15 protein-coding genes are annotated in these 16,992 nt (G+C 69.9%); 9 read left to right on the top strand and 6 right to left on the bottom strand.

Annotation, left to right across the window (positions count from 1 at the left end):
* The first annotated feature begins 11 nt into the window (after nucleotides 1-11).
* Nucleotides 12-2,207: an ATP-binding protein gene (locus ACRSBM_RS04940; RefSeq protein ID WP_434440144.1), complete on the top strand. Its 2,196-nt coding sequence runs from the start codon at nucleotides 12-14 to the stop codon at nucleotides 2,205-2,207.
* Here the strand turns inward: ACRSBM_RS04940 and ACRSBM_RS04935 are convergent.
* From ACRSBM_RS04935 to ACRSBM_RS04925, 3 genes are read right to left on the bottom strand one after another with little or no spacing between them, the layout of a single operon-like run.
* Complete coding sequence (locus ACRSBM_RS04935) at nucleotides 2,188-2,913, bottom strand: S1 family peptidase (RefSeq protein WP_434440142.1); 726 nt, start codon at nucleotides 2,911-2,913, stop codon at nucleotides 2,188-2,190. The genes ACRSBM_RS04940 and ACRSBM_RS04935 overlap by 20 nt on opposite strands.
* A gap of 21 nt (nucleotides 2,914-2,934) precedes the next feature.
* Entirely contained in the window at nucleotides 2,935-3,711 is a 777-nt protein-coding gene (locus ACRSBM_RS04930) for a S1 family peptidase (RefSeq protein ID WP_434440140.1), read from the bottom strand.
* 15 nt (nucleotides 3,712-3,726) lie between these two features.
* Complete coding sequence (locus ACRSBM_RS04925; protein WP_434440139.1) at nucleotides 3,727-4,749, bottom strand: M48 family metallopeptidase; 1,023 nt, start codon at nucleotides 4,747-4,749, stop codon at nucleotides 3,727-3,729.
* Nucleotides 4,750-4,818: 69 nt separating this feature from the next.
* Between ACRSBM_RS04925 and ACRSBM_RS04920 the strand changes: the two genes are divergently transcribed.
* The 6 genes from ACRSBM_RS04920 to ACRSBM_RS04895 all read left to right on the top strand — a co-directional run bounded on the left by ACRSBM_RS04920 (nucleotide 4,819) and on the right by ACRSBM_RS04895 (nucleotide 11,914).
* Nucleotides 4,819-5,715, top strand: coding sequence for an alpha/beta hydrolase (locus tag ACRSBM_RS04920; RefSeq protein WP_434440138.1), 897 nt, complete (start codon nucleotides 4,819-4,821; stop codon nucleotides 5,713-5,715).
* Nucleotides 5,716-5,749: 34 nt separating this feature from the next.
* Nucleotides 5,750-7,624, top strand: coding sequence for an ABC transporter ATP-binding protein (locus ACRSBM_RS04915; protein ID WP_434440137.1), 1,875 nt, complete (start codon nucleotides 5,750-5,752; stop codon nucleotides 7,622-7,624).
* Nucleotides 7,621-8,265 (top strand): CatB-related O-acetyltransferase, encoded by a 645-nt coding sequence (locus ACRSBM_RS04910; protein ID WP_434440135.1) that lies wholly within the window; start codon nucleotides 7,621-7,623, stop codon nucleotides 8,263-8,265. Before ACRSBM_RS04915 ends, ACRSBM_RS04910 begins: the two co-directional genes overlap by 4 nt.
* The gene (locus ACRSBM_RS04905; RefSeq protein WP_434440134.1) at nucleotides 8,262-8,801 is read left to right on the top strand and encodes a hypothetical protein; all 540 of its coding nucleotides are present in this window, start codon (nucleotides 8,262-8,264) and stop codon (nucleotides 8,799-8,801) included. Before ACRSBM_RS04910 ends, ACRSBM_RS04905 begins: the two co-directional genes overlap by 4 nt.
* Nucleotides 8,802-8,870: 69 nt before the next feature.
* Nucleotides 8,871-10,754 carry a patatin gene (locus tag ACRSBM_RS04900; protein ID WP_434440133.1) on the top strand — a complete coding sequence of 628 codons (1,884 nt, stop codon included), beginning with the start codon at nucleotides 8,871-8,873 and terminating at the stop codon, nucleotides 10,752-10,754.
* Between the two features lie 131 nt (nucleotides 10,755-10,885).
* The gene (locus ACRSBM_RS04895; RefSeq protein ID WP_434440132.1) at nucleotides 10,886-11,914 is read left to right on the top strand and encodes a hypothetical protein; all 1,029 of its coding nucleotides are present in this window, start codon (nucleotides 10,886-10,888) and stop codon (nucleotides 11,912-11,914) included.
* Here the strand turns inward: ACRSBM_RS04895 and ACRSBM_RS04890 are convergent.
* Nucleotides 11,887-12,723 carry an SAM-dependent methyltransferase gene (locus ACRSBM_RS04890; RefSeq protein ID WP_434440131.1) on the bottom strand — a complete coding sequence of 279 codons (837 nt, stop codon included), beginning with the start codon at nucleotides 12,721-12,723 and terminating at the stop codon, nucleotides 11,887-11,889. The two genes, ACRSBM_RS04895 and ACRSBM_RS04890, sit on opposite strands and share 28 nt — an antisense overlap.
* A 46-nt stretch (nucleotides 12,724-12,769) precedes the next feature.
* Between ACRSBM_RS04890 and ACRSBM_RS04885 the strand changes: the two genes are divergently transcribed.
* A complete protein-coding gene (locus tag ACRSBM_RS04885) occupies nucleotides 12,770-13,480 on the top strand; it encodes a hypothetical protein (protein WP_434440130.1) in 711 nt (236 codons plus the stop codon).
* A gap of 76 nt (nucleotides 13,481-13,556) precedes the next feature.
* A complete protein-coding gene (lon, locus tag ACRSBM_RS04880) occupies nucleotides 13,557-15,905 on the top strand; it encodes an endopeptidase La (RefSeq protein WP_434440129.1) in 2,349 nt (782 codons plus the stop codon).
* Nucleotides 15,906-15,974: 69 nt separating this feature from the next.
* Here lon and ACRSBM_RS04875 read toward each other — a convergent pair whose 3' ends face one another.
* Together ACRSBM_RS04875 and ACRSBM_RS04870 are read right to left on the bottom strand one after the other, a co-directional pair.
* Nucleotides 15,975-16,451 carry an AMIN-like domain-containing (lipo)protein gene (locus ACRSBM_RS04875; RefSeq protein ID WP_434440127.1) on the bottom strand — a complete coding sequence of 159 codons (477 nt, stop codon included), beginning with the start codon at nucleotides 16,449-16,451 and terminating at the stop codon, nucleotides 15,975-15,977.
* Between the two features lie 69 nt (nucleotides 16,452-16,520).
* Nucleotides 16,521-16,991, bottom strand: a complete 471-nt coding sequence (locus ACRSBM_RS04870; RefSeq protein ID WP_434440125.1) for an AMIN-like domain-containing (lipo)protein — start codon at nucleotides 16,989-16,991, stop codon at nucleotides 16,521-16,523.
* Nucleotide 16,992 lies beyond the last annotated feature (1 nt).

Below are 16,992 nucleotides of genomic sequence, written 5' to 3'. Positions count from 1 at the left end.
CACTCGATCTCGTGGCGGATCGACTGCGGGCCCTGCACGACGCGCTCGCCGCGCGTCCCGGCGAGGCCGTGCCGTTCGACGTCCTGGCCGCCGAGGTGTGGCCGGACGAGCCGCCGAAGCACCCGCGCGGGGCGTTGCGCACGTTGGTCAGCAGGCTGCGCGCCACCGCGCAGGTGATCACCGAACCGGCCGGGTACCGGCTCGTGCCGCGCCCTCCCGCGCCGTGCCAGCTGCCCGCCGACCTGCCGGACTTCGTCGGGCGGGAGGAGGAGCTCGCGCGGCTGGCGCTGATCGACGCGCCGGTGCGGGCGATCACCGGACTGCCCGGTGTCGGCAAGACCGCGCTCGCGGTCAGGGAGGCGCACCGGCTGCGTGAACGGTTCCCGGACGGACAGCTGTACGCGGACCTGCGGGGCTTCTCGAGCGGGCCGTCGATGACGGTGGATCAGGCGCTGGCGCGGTTCGTGAAGGCGCTGGGCGGTGGGCCGGACGACGACTACCGCACGCTCCTGCGCCACCGCCGGGTGCTGGTCGTGCTCGACAACGCGACGGCCGAGGTGGTCGAGCCGCTGCTACCGGCCACGCCCGGCTGCGCCGCGTTGATCACGAGCCGGCAGGACCTGCCGCAGTTCGCGCAGGTCAGGCTGGGCGTGCTGGCGGAGCAGGAAGCCCGCGAGCTGCTCAAGGGCATGCGGGTCGACGGAGACACGAGCGAGCTGGTCAGACTGTGCGCGCGGCTGCCGCTGGCGTTGCGGATCGCCGGGGCGAACCTCGCCGGGCGCCACCTGCGCGACTACGTCGAGGAACTGCGGGAGCACCCGCTCCGAGCGCTGGAGATCGAGGACGACGACAGGGCCGTGCAGGCGACGTTCGACCTCTCCTACCGGAAGCTCTCACCACGAGCGCGCCGGACGTTCGACCTCCTCGGCGCGGTGCCCGGTCCCGACATCCCGCGCGCCCTGGCTGGACCCGCCGCCGACGAACTGGTCGCGGCGAACCTGGTGCAGCACGACAACGGCCGCTACCGGCTGCACGATCTGCTGCGGCTCTACGCCCACGAACGGGCGACCGAGCAGGACCGGGCGACGGTGTTCGACTGGTACCTCAGGCGGGCGGACGGCGCCGATGCCGAGGTCGGCGTGGGCTTCACCCGCCTGCTGCCTCCCACGCCGGAGCTCGTCGGGTTCGCGGACCGCGAGGAGGCGATGGCCTGGTTCGAGGCGGAACGGCCGAACCTCGTCGCGCTCGCCGAGGAGCACCCCGACGCGTCACTGGTCGCGGCCACCAGGGCGTACCTGCTGACCACCGGCCAGTACGCCGACCTGCGCACGATCGCGCGAGCGGCGCTGGACAGCGGTGAGACCGGGCAGCGGGCGGCGGCGATGCGGGTGTGCCTCGCGTACCTCGACTGGCGCGCCGGTGAGCACCGCGGGGCGATCGAGCACGGCGAACGCGCGATCGCCGAGTACCGCGCGGCCGGCGCGCAGACCCAGGAGGCCAGCGCGCTCAACACCCTCGCCGGGATCTACCACGACATCGGCGAGCTCGACCGTGCCCGCGAGCACCTCGCGTCGGCGATCGAGCTCTACGGCCCGAACGGCATGCGGGCGCAGCTGATCGGCGGCCTCGGCAACCTCGGGCTGGTCGAGCTGGAACTCGGCCGGCTCACCTCCGCCGAGGACGCGCTGCGCCGCTCCGTCGAGCTGGCCCGGGAGACCGACGACTGGCAGCACCTCGCGAACGGGCTCAACAACCTCGGCGTCGTGCTCGCGGCCCGGCACCGGCCCGCGGACTCCGAGGCCGCGTTCGGCGAGGCCCTCGACCTGGCGCGGCGGCACGGGTTGCGGCACGTCGAGATGTCCGCGCGGGTCGAGTACGCGGAGCTGCTCATCGCCACCGGACGGCGCGAGGAGGCCCGTGACCAGGCCCGGCGAGCGCTCGAACTGGCTGGCGACGAGGACCTGTTCATCGAGGTCGACGCCTGCCTCGTGCTCGCCGAGGTGAACCGGTCGGTCGCCGAGTACGACGAGGTGCTGCGCCGCGCCGCCGAGGCCGGGTTCCGCATCATCGAGGTCCGCGCGCTGGCGGGCAAGGCCGCGCTCACGAAGGACAAGGCGTTGTACGACAGGGCGATCGAGCGAGCGGAGAGCGTCGGGCTGCGCTACCGGGCCGACCTGATCAGGAAGCTCAGCTCAGGTACGTCGTGACGCGCGTGTAGACGCCCGGATTGTACGGACGGGCGCACCCGATGCCCCACGACACGATGCCCGCCAACCGGCCGTTGACCACGAACGGGCCACCGGAGTCGTCGGTGCACGAGTCGACACCGCCCTCCGGGTAACCCGCGCAGAACATGGCCTGGGCGTCGTACCGCGCATAAGCCGCCGCGCACTGCTCGTCCGCCATGATCGGGATCTCCGCCTTGCGCAGCAACGGGCTCTTGGTCGGGTCGTTCTCCGCCAGCCGCCCCCAGCCGTACACGACGCCGACGCTGCCCGGCAGGTAGACGTCAGGCGACGTCGCGACGGGCAACGCCGGGTACGGCATCGGCTCGGCGAGCGTCAGCAGCGCCAGGTCCTTGCCGCGCGACGGCGTCGTGTAGCCGTCCGCCAGCTCGTAGGACGTGACGACCGAGGTGGAACCGCCGCCGGAGCGCAGGTCGAGCCGCCCTCCGACGACGGTGATCGAGCCGGGTGCGCTGCCGGCGACGCAGTGCGCCGCCGTGACCACCTGCCCGCTCTCGATGAGCGTGCCTCCGCAGAACTGGGTGCCCGACGACGTCGCCGTCAGCGCCACCATCCACGGCACCTCGTCGGGGTTGTCCACCACGACGCCGCCGACGATTCTCGGAGCAGCGTGGGCAGGCGTCACCGTGATCACGAGCAGAGCCAGAACCGCCGCCAGCAGTCGCATGCACCCACTGAACCCAGGGAGCTACGGGTCGACAACTTCAGACGGCAAAGCATCCACGACCGAGTGAAGCTCCTTGGCGTAGCGGGAGATCCGGACGTACACGCCGGGCTTGGCCTTGCGCGCGCAGCCCTCGCCCCACGACGTGACGCCGACGAGCTTGCCGTCGGCGACGATCGGGCCGCCCGAGTCGCCCTGGCAGGTGTCGACCTTGCCGTTCTCGTAGCCCGCGCAGAACATGTCGGTCTTCACGAACTGCGGGTACGCGTCGACGCAGAACTCGTCCTCCAGCACCGGCACGGTGGCCTGCATGAGGTAGCGGGACGTCCTGCCGTTCTCGCTGGTGCGGCCCCAGCCGAGCACGCGCAGCTGCGTGCCGGGCCGGTAGAGCTCGCGGTCGGAGGCTTCCGCGAACGGCAGCGGGGTGTAGGGCAGCGCCTCCCGGAGCGTCAGGACCGCGACGTCCTCGCCCGCGTCGGCGGAGACGTACTGCCGGTGGATCCAGACGGACTCGGGCACGACCGAGATCCCGGCTCCCTGGTCCTGCTTGTCCTCGCGGCCGGCGACGACCCTCAGGTCCCTGGTCGAGCGGCCCAGCGCGCAGTGCGCCGCGGTGAGCACCTTCGTCGGCGCGACGATCGTGCCACCGCAGAACTGGGTACCGCGGTCGTCGGTGAGATGGACGACCCACGGGTTGGCCGCGATGGAGGCCCGCTCGCCGCCGACGACTTGGACGTCGGCGGCGGCGACACCGGTTGAAGCCAGCAGAGCGGAGAAAACCAGCACGAGGAGTCGTCTCATGACTCCGTATGGTAGCTACTCCGCTGCGCCGTTTGGAGCAACTTTGCTCCAGACCCTGCCCGCGGCGCCCATGACCGTCTCGCCGATGTCGTTGATCGTCTTGATCAACGGGTCGGCGGAGTTGCCCATGGACTCCTTGTACGAGCGGGCAGCGCCCTTGATGTCGTCGGTGAGGTTGCTCGACGGCCTGTCGTCCTCGCGGCGCGCGTACGTGCCGGTGAGGATCTCGCGGTACTCCTCGCTCGCCGACCAGCGCTGCAGCTCGGCGGCCCGCACCACGACCAGCGGGTGCGAGCGGTGCTCGGTGTGCAGGAGCTTGAGGATGCTGTCGCGGATGTCCTCGACCTCCTCGTACTCCTTCGCCTGGGCGAGGAACGACGCGATGTCGACCTGACCGCCGACGTCTCCCGCCAGCGCGAGGTGCGTGCGCAACGCCGCCTGCGGATCCTGGCAGGCCAGCAGGCCGGCCCGGTCGCAGGACAGCTCGGTCTTGCGCTGCCACTCGCGCAGCGCCGCGATGACCGCCCGCATGGCGATCGCGCCCGCGGGCACCCAGGCGAACGACGTCGTCAGGTCGATCAGCCTGCGCAGCAGCGTGTTGTACAGCGCGTGGCCGGACATCACGTGGCCCGTCTCGTGACCGATGAGGAACCGCAGCGACTCGTGGTCGAGCAGGTCGACCGAGCCGGTGCTGATCACGATGAACGGCTTGTCGATGCCGTAGGTGTAGGCGTAGGCCTGCGAGCTGCGCTCGACGAAGAGCTCGGGCACCTCGTCGAGGTCGAACGTCGCCGCCACCTCGTTGCGGATGCGGTCGAGCAGCGGGTACTGCTTCGGGCCCACCCGGACGGAGGACGCCACCTGCAACAGGCGCTCACCCCGTTCGGTGAAGGCTCCGGCGACCGCCTTGAGGATCGGTGCCACGGCGGGCACCGCCCTCAGCACCGCGAGGGCGCCTCGGTCGGCAGGATGTTCATAGGCGCGCGGGCTGATGCCCGGGAACCGCACCCTCGATGACTGCTCAATATCCCCCGTCACGTCCCCAGGTTAGACACGATCGGGACAAGGGTGCACGGAATCGAGCCACGACCGTTGCAAACTTGCGCGGTGAGCACCGACGAAGACACCACCGTTCTGCCGTTGCGCGGCGGAGCGTCAGCCACCCTGGTCCGCCGCAAGGCCGTGGCGAACGACCGGGGCGCCATCCTCTACGTGCACGGTTTCGCGGACTACTTCTTCCAGGAGCACGTGGCCGAGCACTACACCGCGCAGGGCTACGACTTCTACGCGGTCGACCTGCGCGGATACGGCCGGTCGATGCGCGACGGCGAGCTGCCGAACTACACGACCGACATCGGGCTGTACTTCGAGGAGATCGACGCCGCGATCGCGAAGGTGCGCGAGGAGCATTCGCGGGTGGTGCTCATGGGCCACTCGACCGGCGGCCTCACCACGTCGCTATGGGCGCACGAACGGCGCTCCAGCGAGTTGATCGACGCGTTGGTGCTCAACAGCCCGTGGCTGGACGTCGTCGAGCCACCGTTCATGCGGCAGATCGTGAAGCTGGTCGGCCGGCTCGCCCCGAAGGTGAAGATCCGCGCGAACCTCGGTGACGCGTACGGGGCGGCGATCCACAGCTCGCGCAACGGAGAGTGGGACTTCGACCTGAAGTGGAAGCCGCTCGCGGGCTTCCCGGTGCTGGCCGGGTGGATCCGGGCGGTCCTCATCGCCCAGGAGAAGGTCCACAACGGACTCGACGTGCGCGTGCCGGTGCTGGTGCTGCACTCCGACAAGAGCATGCTGAACGCTCGCGAGTGGAGCGAGGACGTCTCCAGGGCCGACGCGGTGCTCGACGTCGAGGGGATGCGCAAGTGGGGTCCGAAGCTCGGGGGCTCGGTCAAGGTCGTGGAGATCAAGGCGGGCATGCACGACCTGTTCCTGTCACCCGAGCCGGTGCGGGCGGCCGCCCTCGCCGCGGTGGACGAGTTCCTGAAAACAGCTTGACCTCGTTGTAGGTCGAGGTTCGAGACTGGTCGTCATGAACATCGACTTCAACGCCTGGTACGCGCTCGAAAGCGCGATGCAGGACGAGCAAAGCCGGCGCGTCAGCCGGGCGACGTTGAAGCGTGTCGCCCGGTTCGCCCGTCCGCAGCGGCGGGCCGTGTTCTGGCTCCTGGCCATCAGCGCGGTGGCGGCCGTGCTCGCGGTGGCCTCACCGGTGCTGGCCGGTCGCGTCGTCGACACTCTCATCGCCGGCCGTGACTACGGGCTGGTCGTGTGGCTCGCGCTGGCGATCGCGGGCGTGGCGGTGCTGGAGGCCGGTTTCTCGCTGGTCGAGCGGTGGCAGTCGTCGCGGGTGGGCGAGGACCTGATCCTGCGGCTGCGGCAGGCCGTCTTCGACCACGTGCAACGGATGCCGATCGCGTTCTTCACCCGCACGCGCACTGGTGCGCTGGTGTCGCGGCTGAACAACGACGTGATCGCGGCGCAGCGGGCGTTCTCCGAGACGATCTCCGGTGTCGTCACGAACGTCATCGCGCTGATGCTGACCCTGGCCGTGATGCTGACGCTGTCGTGGCAGGTCACGGTGCTCGCGATGGCGTTGCTGCCGATCTTCCTGATCCCGGCGCGGCGGATGGGCAAGCGGCTGGCGTCCATGCATCGCGAGGCGGCGAACCTCGACTCCGCGATGACGACGCAGATGACCGAGCGGTTCTCCGCGCCGGGCGCGACGTTGATCAAGCTGTTCGGCCGGCCCTCCCTGGAGAGCGCCGAGTTCGGGGCGCGGGCGCGGCGCGTGCGTGACATCGGCGTGCGGACCGCGGTGGCGCAGTGGCTGTTCCTGGTGGCGCTCACCCTGGTGTCGTCGCTGGCGTTGGCGCTGGTCTACGGCCTGGGCGGGTGGTTCGTGTTCGCCGGGCAGATGGAGCCGGGCACGATCGTGACGCTGGCGCTGCTGCTGACGCGTCTGTACGCGCCGTTGACGGCGTTGGCCGGGGCACGGGTGGACGTGATGACCGCGCTGGTGTCGTTCGAGCGGGTCTTCGAGGTGCTGGACCTGCCACCGTTGATCAAGGAGAAGGACTCGCCGGTCTCCGTGCCCGACGGGCCGGTCTCCGTGGAGTTCGCGGACGTTCGCTTCGCCTACCCGTCCGCCGACAAGGTGTCGCTGGCGTCGCTGGAGGAGGTCGCGTCGCTCGACACGCGGGGCGGCGAGGAGATCCTCGGCGGCGTCTCGTTCACCGCCGAACCCGGCTCGCTGATCGCGCTGGTCGGTGCGTCGGGCGCCGGTAAGTCGACGATCGCCTCGCTGGTGCCCCGCCTGTACGACACGGACTCCGGGACCGTCCGACTGTCCGGTGTGGACGTCCGGGACCTGTCGTTCGACTCGATCCGCGAGACCGTGGGCATGGTGACGCAGGACGGGCACCTGTTCCACGAGTCGATCGGCGCGAACCTGCGGCTGGCGGCTCCCGGCGCCACCGACGAGGAGATCTGGGACGCCCTGACCAGGGCACGGCTGGCGGACCTGGTGTCGTCACTGCCCGATCAGCTGGACACCGTCGTGGGTGAACGCGGCTACCGGCTGTCCGGTGGCGAACGGCAACGGCTGACGATCGCACGACTGCTGCTGGCCAAGCCGCGCGTGGTGATCCTCGACGAGGCCACCGCGCACCTGGACTCGCGCTCGGAGGCCGCGGTGCAGGAGGCGCTGGTCGAGGCGCTGGCGGGCCGGACCTCGCTGGTGATCGCGCACCGGCTGTCGACGATCCGGGCGGCGGACCAGATCCTCGTCGTCGACCGCGGCCAGATCGTCGAACGTGGTACGCATGAGGCGTTGCTGGCCCTGGAAGGCCACTACGCCAAGTTGTACCGCACGCAGTTCAGCGAAGAACCGATCGGAGCACCGTGACCATCCCCTCGCCCGGCAACCTCTACCCGTTGCCGGACTTCCCCCGCACGGTGCTGCTCAAGCCGTTGGTGAAGAACCCGCAGATCGAGATCGGCGAGTACACCTACTACGACGACCCGCACCACGCCGAGGAGTTCGAGCACCGCAACGTGCTCTACAACTTCGGCGCGGAGAAGCTGGTCATCGGCCGGTACTGCGCGCTGGCCGAGGGCGTGCGGTTCATCATGTCCGGCGGCAACCACCGCACCGACGGCGTGTCGACGTTCCCGTTCACGATCTTCGGCGGGCTATGGGCCGAGAAGACCCTGGACATCGCACTGGGCGCGGCGAGCCGTGGCGACACGGTGGTGGGCAACGACGTGTGGATCGGCTACAACAGCCTGATCATGCCGGGCGTGCACATCGGCAACGGCGCGATCATCGCCTCCGGCTCCGTGGTCGTGTCCGACGTCCCGGCCTACGGCGTGGTCGGCGGGAACCCGGCCAAGCTGCTGAAGAAGCGGTACAGCGACGCGGAGATCGAGCTGCTGGAACGGATCGCGTGGTGGGACTGGCCGGTGGAGAAGGTGACCGAGCACGTCCGCGTGATCATGGCGGGCACGCCGGCCGAGCTCGCGGAGGTCGCGGAGGTCGCGGAGTGAAGGCGCTGCTCATCACCGGCCCGGTCGGGGTGGGCAAGACGACGGTGGCCGAGGCGGTGGGCGACCGCCTCGCCGACGCGAAGGTCCCGCACGCCGTGATCGACCTCGACTGGCTGTCGTCCTGCCGGCCCGCGCCGGCGGACGACCCGTTCCACTTCGCCCTGCAGCTGCGGAACCTCCAGGCCGTGGCGCGCAACTACGCCGAGGCCGGCGTGCATCGGCTGGTGCTGGCGGGAGTCGTGGAGAGCAGGGCGGACCGCGAGCGGTACGCCGAGGTGATCGGCGCGAAGCTCAACGTCTGCCGGTTGAAGGCGGACCTGTCCGTCGTCCACGAGCGGCTCACTCGACGGCACCACGACGAGCCGCGCCTGCGGTGGCACCTGAACCGCGCCGACGAGCTCGAGATGCTCTTCACGTCGACCTGGATCGACGACTTCGTGGTCGCCGCCGACCAGCCCGTGGCCGAGGTGGCGCAGGACGTGATCGCGGGGTGGCTGGCGGCGGAACGACTTCCGGCGGCGCCGGCTCGCGGATGACGCCAGCGCGTTTGTGGCGTCCGAGTGAACTTTTCCTACGGACCGCGGTGATCGCGAGATCATGAGCACATGGAGTACGACCGCTACTGCGACCTGACCATGCGGGGCGGCACGACCAGCGGCGTCGTGTACCCGCTCGCGGTCGCCTCGCTGGCGCGCCACTACGAGTTCCAGCAGATCGGCGGCGCGTCCGCCGGGGCGATCGCCGCGGGGTTCACGGCGGCGGCCGAACGTGGGCGGGCCGCCGGTGGCTTCGAGAAGCTGGCGGGGCTGATCGACTGGTTCACGTCCGGCTCCGGTGCCGAGCGGTGGCGGATGGCGCAGCTCTTCCAGCCAGGGGAGAAGACGCGGGCGCTGTACCGGATCGTCGTCGCGTCCATGCAGAGGCGCGAGACCACGGGGCGCAGTGCGATCTCGTGCCTGTTCTTCGCGTTGCTGGGCGCGGTCGGGTGGCGTGCGAAGGCTGTGCTGGCGCTGATGGCGTTGCTGTGGCTGGGCGGGCCGGTGCTGTGGTCGGCGCGGCTGGCGCCGCCGGCGTACGCGGGCTGGCTGGCGGCGCTGGTCGTCGTCCTCGCGGTGGCGTGCCTGGTGCTGGCGTTGTGGCCATTGCGGTCGAGTTTGCCCTGGCCTGCCTGGGTTTTCGTGGCAGTGCCGCTGGTGCTCGGGCTGGCGTTCTCGCGGCACTACGCGACTGCCGCGATCGTGCTGCTCGTGTGGCTGGTGCTGTCGCTTGCGGCGGTCAGCGCGTTGTTCGTCACGTACGGGTATGCGATGCAGCGGTTCCTGAAGAACAGCGCGCGATCCATCCACTTCGGACTCGTGCCGGGCACCGGTGACTTCACGCCGTCGTGGCTCGACCGGCTGGCGGGCGTGCCGAAGTCGACGGGGGTGCCGCCGCTGGCCGACTGGATCGCCGACCAGCTCGACGACATCGCCGGCACCGACCAGGCGTTGACGTTCGGGGACCTCGGCGAGATCAACCTCGTGCTGATGACGACGGACCTGTCCGAAGGGCGGCCGTACCGGTTGCCGTTCAAGGAGGACTGGGAGTACTGCGAGGAGTGCCTCGGTTACGTGCTGCCGCGCCGGGTCGTCGAGCAGATGAACGGCCGTGCCTCCGACACCGCCAAGTGTCCGCTGCACGAGCACATGCCGTTGCGCGCGCTGCCGTCCCGTGAGCGGCTGCCGGTCGTGCTGGCCGTCCGGATGTCGCTGTCGTTCCCCGGCCTGATCGCCGCGGTCCCGTTGTGCCGGGACGGGCGCGTGCACTGGTTCTCCGACGGCGGCATCACCAGCAACTTCCCGATTCACTTCTTCGACACGCTGCTGCCGCGCTGGCCCACGTTCGGGCTGAGCCTGCAGTCGTACCCGAACGGCGACACGGACGAGGTGTGGCTGCCGGAACAGGACGCTTCGAGCTCCGGTACGCCCTACGCGTCCATCGGTTCCATGCCGCGCTTCCTGACGTCCATTCTGGACACGTTCCTGGACTGGCGCGACACCATGCAGTCCGCGCTGCCGGGCTACCGCGGCCGCATCGCGCACGTGCGGCAGGCCGCCGACGAGGGCGGTTCGAACCTGTTCATGCCGCCCGCCACGATCAAGCGACTGGCGCTGCGCGGCCGGCTGGCGGGCGACCTGCTACGCGAACGGTTCCAGCAGCAGCGCAACACCGACCGCTACCGCTGGATCCGGCTGCGCATGGCGCTGCGCGAGTACCAGGAGCTCGGCGTGCAGGCGGCGGACCGGGACGCGCTGTACGACGAGCTGCTCGAGCGGTTCGAGATCCCCGAGGCGCTGCACGAGTGGTTCCGCACTCCCCCGGCGGACGGTGACCCGTTCCGGGCCGAGATCGAGGTCGCGCTGGACCACGTCGGACGCCTGAAGGACGACGGGCCGTTCGACGGGGTGCCTCCGGTGGATCCGGATTTGCGGCTGACGCCACCCGAATAGGCGCGCTAACCTTGGGTTCATGACGCGATTTAGCCACCCCCGACCCGCGTGGGTGGCGCGCGCCTGAAAGACCTTCCCGCCGGTCGGGGGACTCCGCACAAAAGGAACCCAGGCCAGAGAACGGGAAACCCATGTACCGCACCGAAGAACTCGTGCACGCCCTGAACGTCCGCGACCTCACCGATCCCGCGCGGGGCCCGCACGCGCTGCAACTGCTGATCGCCGACCTGCACCAGGTGCTCGACAACCCGCGCGAGGTCCGCCACCACCCGCTCGTCCCGGTGGAGCACAACTACGAGCACCTCGGTTATCCGGCCGACGCGATCACCCGGGACGCCCGGTACACCAGGTACGTCAGCGAGACGTGCATGCTGCGCAGCCACACCACGGCGATGGTCCCGCCGGCGCTCAGGGACGCCACGCCGGACGTGACGTTGCTCTGTCCCGGTCTCGTCTACCGCCGCGACACGGTCGACCGCCTGCACACCGGCACCCCGCACCAACTGGACGTCTGGCGGATCACCACCACTGAAGAACCACTCGAAGACCTCATCCACACGGTCGTCACGACACTGTTGCCGGGCAAGCGCTACCGCACGATCGACGCACAGCACCCGTACACCACGCACGGCAAGCAGATCGACGTCGAGCACGACGGCCGGTGGGTCGAGGTCGGCGAGTGCGGACGGGCGGCGCGGCACGTCCTGAAACACCACCCGCACGGCCTCGCGCTGGGCCTCGGCCTGGACCGGGTCCTGATGCTGCGCAAGGCGATTCCGGACATCCGCCTGCTGCGCAACGACGATCCGCGCATCGCGACCCAGATGCTGGACCTGACCGAGTACCGGCCGATCTCCCGGCACCCGGCCGCGATTAGGGACATCTCGATCATGGCTCACGGCAGCGACGACGTCGACACGCTCGGCGACCGGATCCGCGCGCTCGTGCCGGAGGACGTGGTCGAGGAGATCGAGATCATCGGCGAGACGCCCTCGGAAGACCTGCCCGGGCACGTGCGGGAACGGCTGGAAGCCAAGCCGGGTCAGAAGAACGTGCTCCTCCGCGTGACGATGAGGGCACCGGAACGCACCCTCACCGACCGCGAGACGAACGAGATCCGGGACCGCCTGCTTCAGGGCTTGCGGGCGACCGCGCCGTAGATGCCCACGTGGGACTCGTCGAAGGAGTCCGGGCGCCAGTCGTTGACCGCGACCACGCCCGGCTCCAGCATCTCCATGCCGTCGAAGAACCGCGTCACCTCCGCGCGCGTGCGCATCGTGAGCTTGTTGTCCGAGCTGCTGTAGATCTTGGCGATCTGGATGGCCTCCTCGCGCTCCTCGTCGTTGAGGGTGTCCCAGGTCGCGTGCGTGATGGCCAGGTAGGAGCCGGAGGGCAGCGCCGACAGGTACTCGGTGACGGCCTCGTACGGGCTGTCGGTGTCCGGGACGAAGTGCAGCGCCGCGATGATCAGCACGCCGACCGGGCGGGAGAAGTCGAGGGTCTCGCGGGCGCCGTCGAGGACGGCGGAGGTCGCGCGCAGGTCGGCGAGGATTGCGGTGGCGTTGGGGTTGTCGGCCAGCAGGGCGTTGCTGTGCGAGACGGCGACCGGTTCGACGTCGACGTAGACCACGCGGGCGTCCGGGTTCTCCTGCTGGGCGATCTCGTGGACGTTGCCCACGGTCGGGATGCCCGAGCCCAGGTCGAGGAACTGGTCGACGCCCGCGGCCAGGAGGTGGCGGACGACCCGGCGCAGGAACGAGCGGTTCGCCTGCGCGCTCTGGGCGACGCCGGGGAAGATCTGCTCCACCTGCTTGGCCGCGGCACGGTCGGCTTCGAAGTTGTGCGAGCCGCCCAGGTAGTAGTCGTACATCCGCGCCACGCTCGGCCGCGTGACGTCGACGGTGGACGGGACCCACTTCAGCTCTTCCATCACGTGCGCATCCTCCGTCGTCGCCGCACGGGTGTCCACCGCCACACCTCCGAACCGACATGGGTGTCGGCCACGTGTGGTGAACATGCTTTCCAGCACATCCGAGCGCCACGCGAGGTTCCGCTTCCTGAGGGAACGCTCACCTGTGCACTTCGACGCCGATATCGGCGGCTGGTGCATCACCCGTTATGACGACGTACTCACCGTGCTCGGCATCGATGCCGAGCTGCCGCAGCCGTTACCCAAACGGGCGATCGCGCACGCCTTGAAGGTCGCGCGGCCCGTGATCACGCTGTGCACCGTCGAGCTGCTGGACGTCGACGACGTCACGTTCGCGCAGTCGCTTGCGGCCGCGGCGGCGGAGGCGTTCACCCTCGCGCACGGGGTGGAGGCGTTCGCCGCGACAGCCGTGGAGACCACGCAGGCGTTCCTCACCAACGCGCTGACCGCGCTGAGGGAGCACCCCGGCCAGGCCGAACTGCTCAGGAGCGCCCCCGGACTCGCCGGGGACGCCGTCGAGGAGTTGCTGCGGTTCGACACCCCGATCCCCATCGCGCCGGCCCGCAGCACGCCACACCCCGTCGTGCTGAGCGGGCGTACGGTCGAGGCAGGTGAGGTGCTCGTGCCGTTCGTCGCGGCGGCCAACCGGTGCTCGGTCAGGTTCCCCGGCGGGGACCGGCTCGACCTGCGGCGCAAGCCACGGGGAGTGCTGGCCACGTGTCCCACGAGCACCGCACTGGCCCGCCTGACCGGCGAGATTTCGCTGGTCAGGCGCTTGCGAGCCGCTGCTCGCTGACAGCGAACACCCCAGGGAAACACCGAGCCACTCCATTTGGTTGAGCGGTACAGACTCAACTTTGGAGGGTGACCTGATGGGCGAGACTCTGGCGCTGCCGGTACTGCCGCTGGACGACGTCGTGGTGCTGCCCGGCATGGTGGTGCCGATCCGCATCTCCGGTGCGGACGCCAGCGCCGAGGCCCGTGCGGCCGTCGACGCGGCGACGACCGCCGCGAATCATCAAGTGCTGCTCGTCCCACGCCTGGACGGGAAGTACGCCGCGGTCGGCACACTGGCCGAGATCGAACAGGTGGGCCGCCTGCCCGGTGGCGAGCGCGCCGCCGTCGTGCGCGGCACCAAGCGCGTGCGCATCGGCACGGGCACCACGGGGCCGGGCGCGGCGCTGTGGGTGAACGCGACGCTCGCGGACGAGTCCCCGATCACCGACCGCACGCGCGAGCTCGCGAAGCAGTACCGCGCGCTCGTCACGAACATCCTGCAGACGCGCGGCGCGTGGCAGATGGTCGACTCGGTGCAGCAGATCAGCGACCCGTCGGCGCTGGCCGACCTCGCCGGCTACGCCTCCTACCTCGACGAACAGCAGAAGATCTGGCTGCTGGAGACCAGTGACGTCACCACCCGGCTGGAGAAGCTGGTGGAGTGGGGTCAGGCGCACCTGACCGAGCTCGACGTCAACGAGACGATCGCCAAGGACGTCAAGGAAGGCGTCGAGAAGCAGCAGCGGGAGTTCCTGCTGCGCCAGCAGATGGCCGCGATCCGCAAGGAGCTGGCCGAGCTCGACGGCAAGCCCGCCACCGAGCAGGAGGACTACCGGGCCCGCGTCGAGGCCGCCGAACTGCCGGAGAAGGTCCTCAAGGCCGCACTGGCCGAGGTCGACAAGCTGGAGCGCACCTCGGAGCAGTCGCCCGAGGTGGGCTGGATCCGGACGTGGCTCGACACCGTCCTCGAGATGCCGTGGAACGAACGGACCGAGGAGTCCTACGACATCAAGGCGGCGCGCGAGATCCTCGACGCCGACCACGCCGGCCTCGACGACGTGAAGCAGCGCATCACCGAGTACCTGGCCGTGCGCAAGCGCCGTGCCGACCGCGGCATGGGCGTCGTGGGCGGACGTCGTTCCGGCGCCGTGCTCGCGCTGACCGGTCCTCCTGGGGTCGGCAAGACGTCGCTCGGTGAGTCCGTGGCACGGGCGATGGGCCGCAAGTTCGTCCGCGTGGCGCTCGGTGGCGTGCGGGACGAGGCCGAGATCCGCGGTCACCGCCGCACGTACGTCGGCGCGCTGCCGGGCCGGATCGTCCGCGCGATCAGCGAGGCCGGGTCGATGAACCCGGTCGTGCTGCTCGACGAGATCGACAAGGTCGGCTCCGACTACCGCGGCGACCCCACGGCGGCGTTGCTCGAGGTGCTGGACCCGGCGCAGAACCACACTTTCCGCGACCACTACCTGGAGGTCGAGCTGGACCTCTCGGACGTGGTGTTCCTCGCGACCGCGAACGTCCTGGAGTCGATCCCGGCGCCGTTGCTCGACCGCATGGAACTGGTGCAGCTCGACGGCTACACCGAGGACGAGAAGGTGACGATCGCGAGCGAGCACCTGCTGCCGCGGCAGATCGAACGCGCCGGCCTCACGCCGGAGGACGTCACGTTCGACAAGCCCGCGCTGCACCAGCTGGCGAGCGAGTACACGCGGGAAGCCGGTGTGCGGCAACTGGAACGCGCGCTCTCGCGGGTCCTGCGCAAGGTGACCGCGAAGGTCGCCCTGGGCGAGCAGGAGCTGCCGGTCACGGTCGACCAGCCGTCGCTGAAGTCGTACCTCGGCAGCCCGAAGAACACGCCCGAGTCGGCGGAACGGACCTCGGTGCCCGGTGTGGCGACGGGTCTGGCCGTCACGGGTGTCGGTGGCGACGTGCTGTTCATCGAGGCCTCACTGGCCCCGAAGGACACCGGCGCGTCCGGCGTCACGCTGACCGGCCAGCTGGGCGACGTGATGAAGGAGTCCGCGCAGATCGCGTTGTCGTACCTGCGTTCGCACGACGACAGGGCCGCGGCGCTGGCCGACCGGGGAGTGCACATCCACGTCCCGGCGGGCGCGGTGCCGAAGGACGGGCCGTCCGCGGGCGTCACGATGACGACGGCGCTGGCGTCGCTGCTGTCGGGCCGCCCGGTGCGCTCGGACGTGGCGATGACGGGTGAGATCTCGCTGACCGGCCGTGTGTTGCCGATCGGTGGGGTGAAGCAGAAGCTGCTGGCCGCTCACCGTGCGGGCATCACGACCGTGCTGCTGCCGCAGCGCAACGAGCCGGATCTGGACGACGTGCCGGAGTCGGTGCGCGAGCAGCTGACCGTGCACTTCGTCTCGGACGTCGCGCAGGTGCTGGAGCACGCGTTGTCGAAGGAGGCCGTCGCAACCGTTGCGGCGTAACGGAATCGCGAAGTAGACCCCTCGTGGGGGCAGTAGCGGCGACTGCTGCCCCCACGAGGCTTTTCGTTGCTACAGGCCAACGTCGATGACGAGCCGGTTCGGGCTCGTCAGCGTGAACACCCGGTGCCACGACGCGGTGTTGCTGTACCCGACAGCGACTCCCAGCGTGGCTTCGAAGTCGCACGTGAGCGCGACCCCGCGGATGTCACGCAAACCGGGCGTCGCGAAGTTCTGCGACCCGGTGTAGGTCAGGTTCCCGTTGTCGTCGTGCGCGGCCGCACCGATCAACGTGACCGACAGGATCTCGTTGACCTGACCGCCCGCGACCGTGATCGGGTTGCCGGTCGCGCAGTGCGACACGCTGGTGACCTCACTGACCCGGTGCTCCGTCGGCAGACCGGACAGGTCCAGCACGACGCGGCTGAACCCGTTGTGCTGCCCGGTCCTGATGTTCGACAGCGTGGGCGTGCTCTGCGCCGACGCGATCGGGACGACCGTGAAGACCGCCAGCACCGTCAGAAGTACCGCGGCGAAACGTCTGTTCATCTTCGGCCCCCTCTCAGGGCTCGCTCGATGTCTTCAAGACGTGTGACCCGCGCCACAGTTGCGTCGGTGTCAGTACGAGTAGACGTCGATGACGACCCGGTCGGGGTTGGTCAGCGTGAAGACCTTGTGCCACGAGTCCGGGTTCTCGTACCCGACGGCGATGCCGAGCGTCGCCTCGAAGTCGCACGTGATGGCGACGCCCTTGACGTTGGTCAGGCCCTGCGGCACGAAGTTGCGCGGTCCGGTGTACGTCGGGTCGAAGTTCTCGTCGTACGACGCGGCACCGAAGTGCATCGTCTCGAGGACCTCCTGGCCGCCGACCGGAACCGGGTTGCCCGAGCCGCAGTTCGAGACCTCGGTGGCCTCCCGCGACAGCGAGTTGCTCGGCAGGCCGTTCATGTCGAGCACGATGCGCTCGAAGCCGTCGTGCTTGCCGGTCCTGATGTTCGTGAGCTCGGCGTGGCCGCTCGCCGACGCCATCGGGACGAACGTGAACACCGCGAGCACTGCGAGCAGCACCGCGGTCAGACGCTTCTTCATC

Source organism: Lentzea xerophila, assembly GCF_051094245.1.
GTDB classification, from domain to species: Bacteria; Actinomycetota; Actinomycetes; order Mycobacteriales; family Pseudonocardiaceae; genus Lentzea; species Lentzea xerophila.
This window is presented reverse-complemented; position numbering and strand designations above follow the sequence as displayed.

What these genes read in the sequence shown, in the direction of transcription:
- ACRSBM_RS04870 (WP_434440125.1), bottom strand. Translation starts at nt 16,991, where the DNA reads ATGAAGAAGCGTCTGACCGCGGTGCTGCTCGCAGTGCTCGCGGTGTTC.
- ACRSBM_RS04895 (WP_434440132.1), top strand. Translation starts at nt 10,886, where the DNA reads ATGTACCGCACCGAAGAACTCGTGCACGCCCTGAACGTCCGCGACCTC.
- ACRSBM_RS04900 (WP_434440133.1), top strand. Translation starts at nt 8,871, where the DNA reads ATGGAGTACGACCGCTACTGCGACCTGACCATGCGGGGCGGCACGACC.
- ACRSBM_RS04915 (WP_434440137.1), top strand. Translation starts at nt 5,750, where the DNA reads ATGAACATCGACTTCAACGCCTGGTACGCGCTCGAAAGCGCGATGCAG.
- ACRSBM_RS04930 (WP_434440140.1), bottom strand. Translation starts at nt 3,711, where the DNA reads ATGAGACGACTCCTCGTGCTGGTTTTCTCCGCTCTGCTGGCTTCAACC.
- ACRSBM_RS04875 (WP_434440127.1), bottom strand. Translation starts at nt 16,451, where the DNA reads ATGAACAGACGTTTCGCCGCGGTACTTCTGACGGTGCTGGCGGTCTTC.
- ACRSBM_RS04935 (WP_434440142.1), bottom strand. Translation starts at nt 2,913, where the DNA reads ATGCGACTGCTGGCGGCGGTTCTGGCTCTGCTCGTGATCACGGTGACG.
- ACRSBM_RS04885 (WP_434440130.1), top strand. Translation starts at nt 12,770, where the DNA reads ATGCTTTCCAGCACATCCGAGCGCCACGCGAGGTTCCGCTTCCTGAGG.
- lon (WP_434440129.1), top strand. Translation starts at nt 13,557, where the DNA reads ATGGGCGAGACTCTGGCGCTGCCGGTACTGCCGCTGGACGACGTCGTG.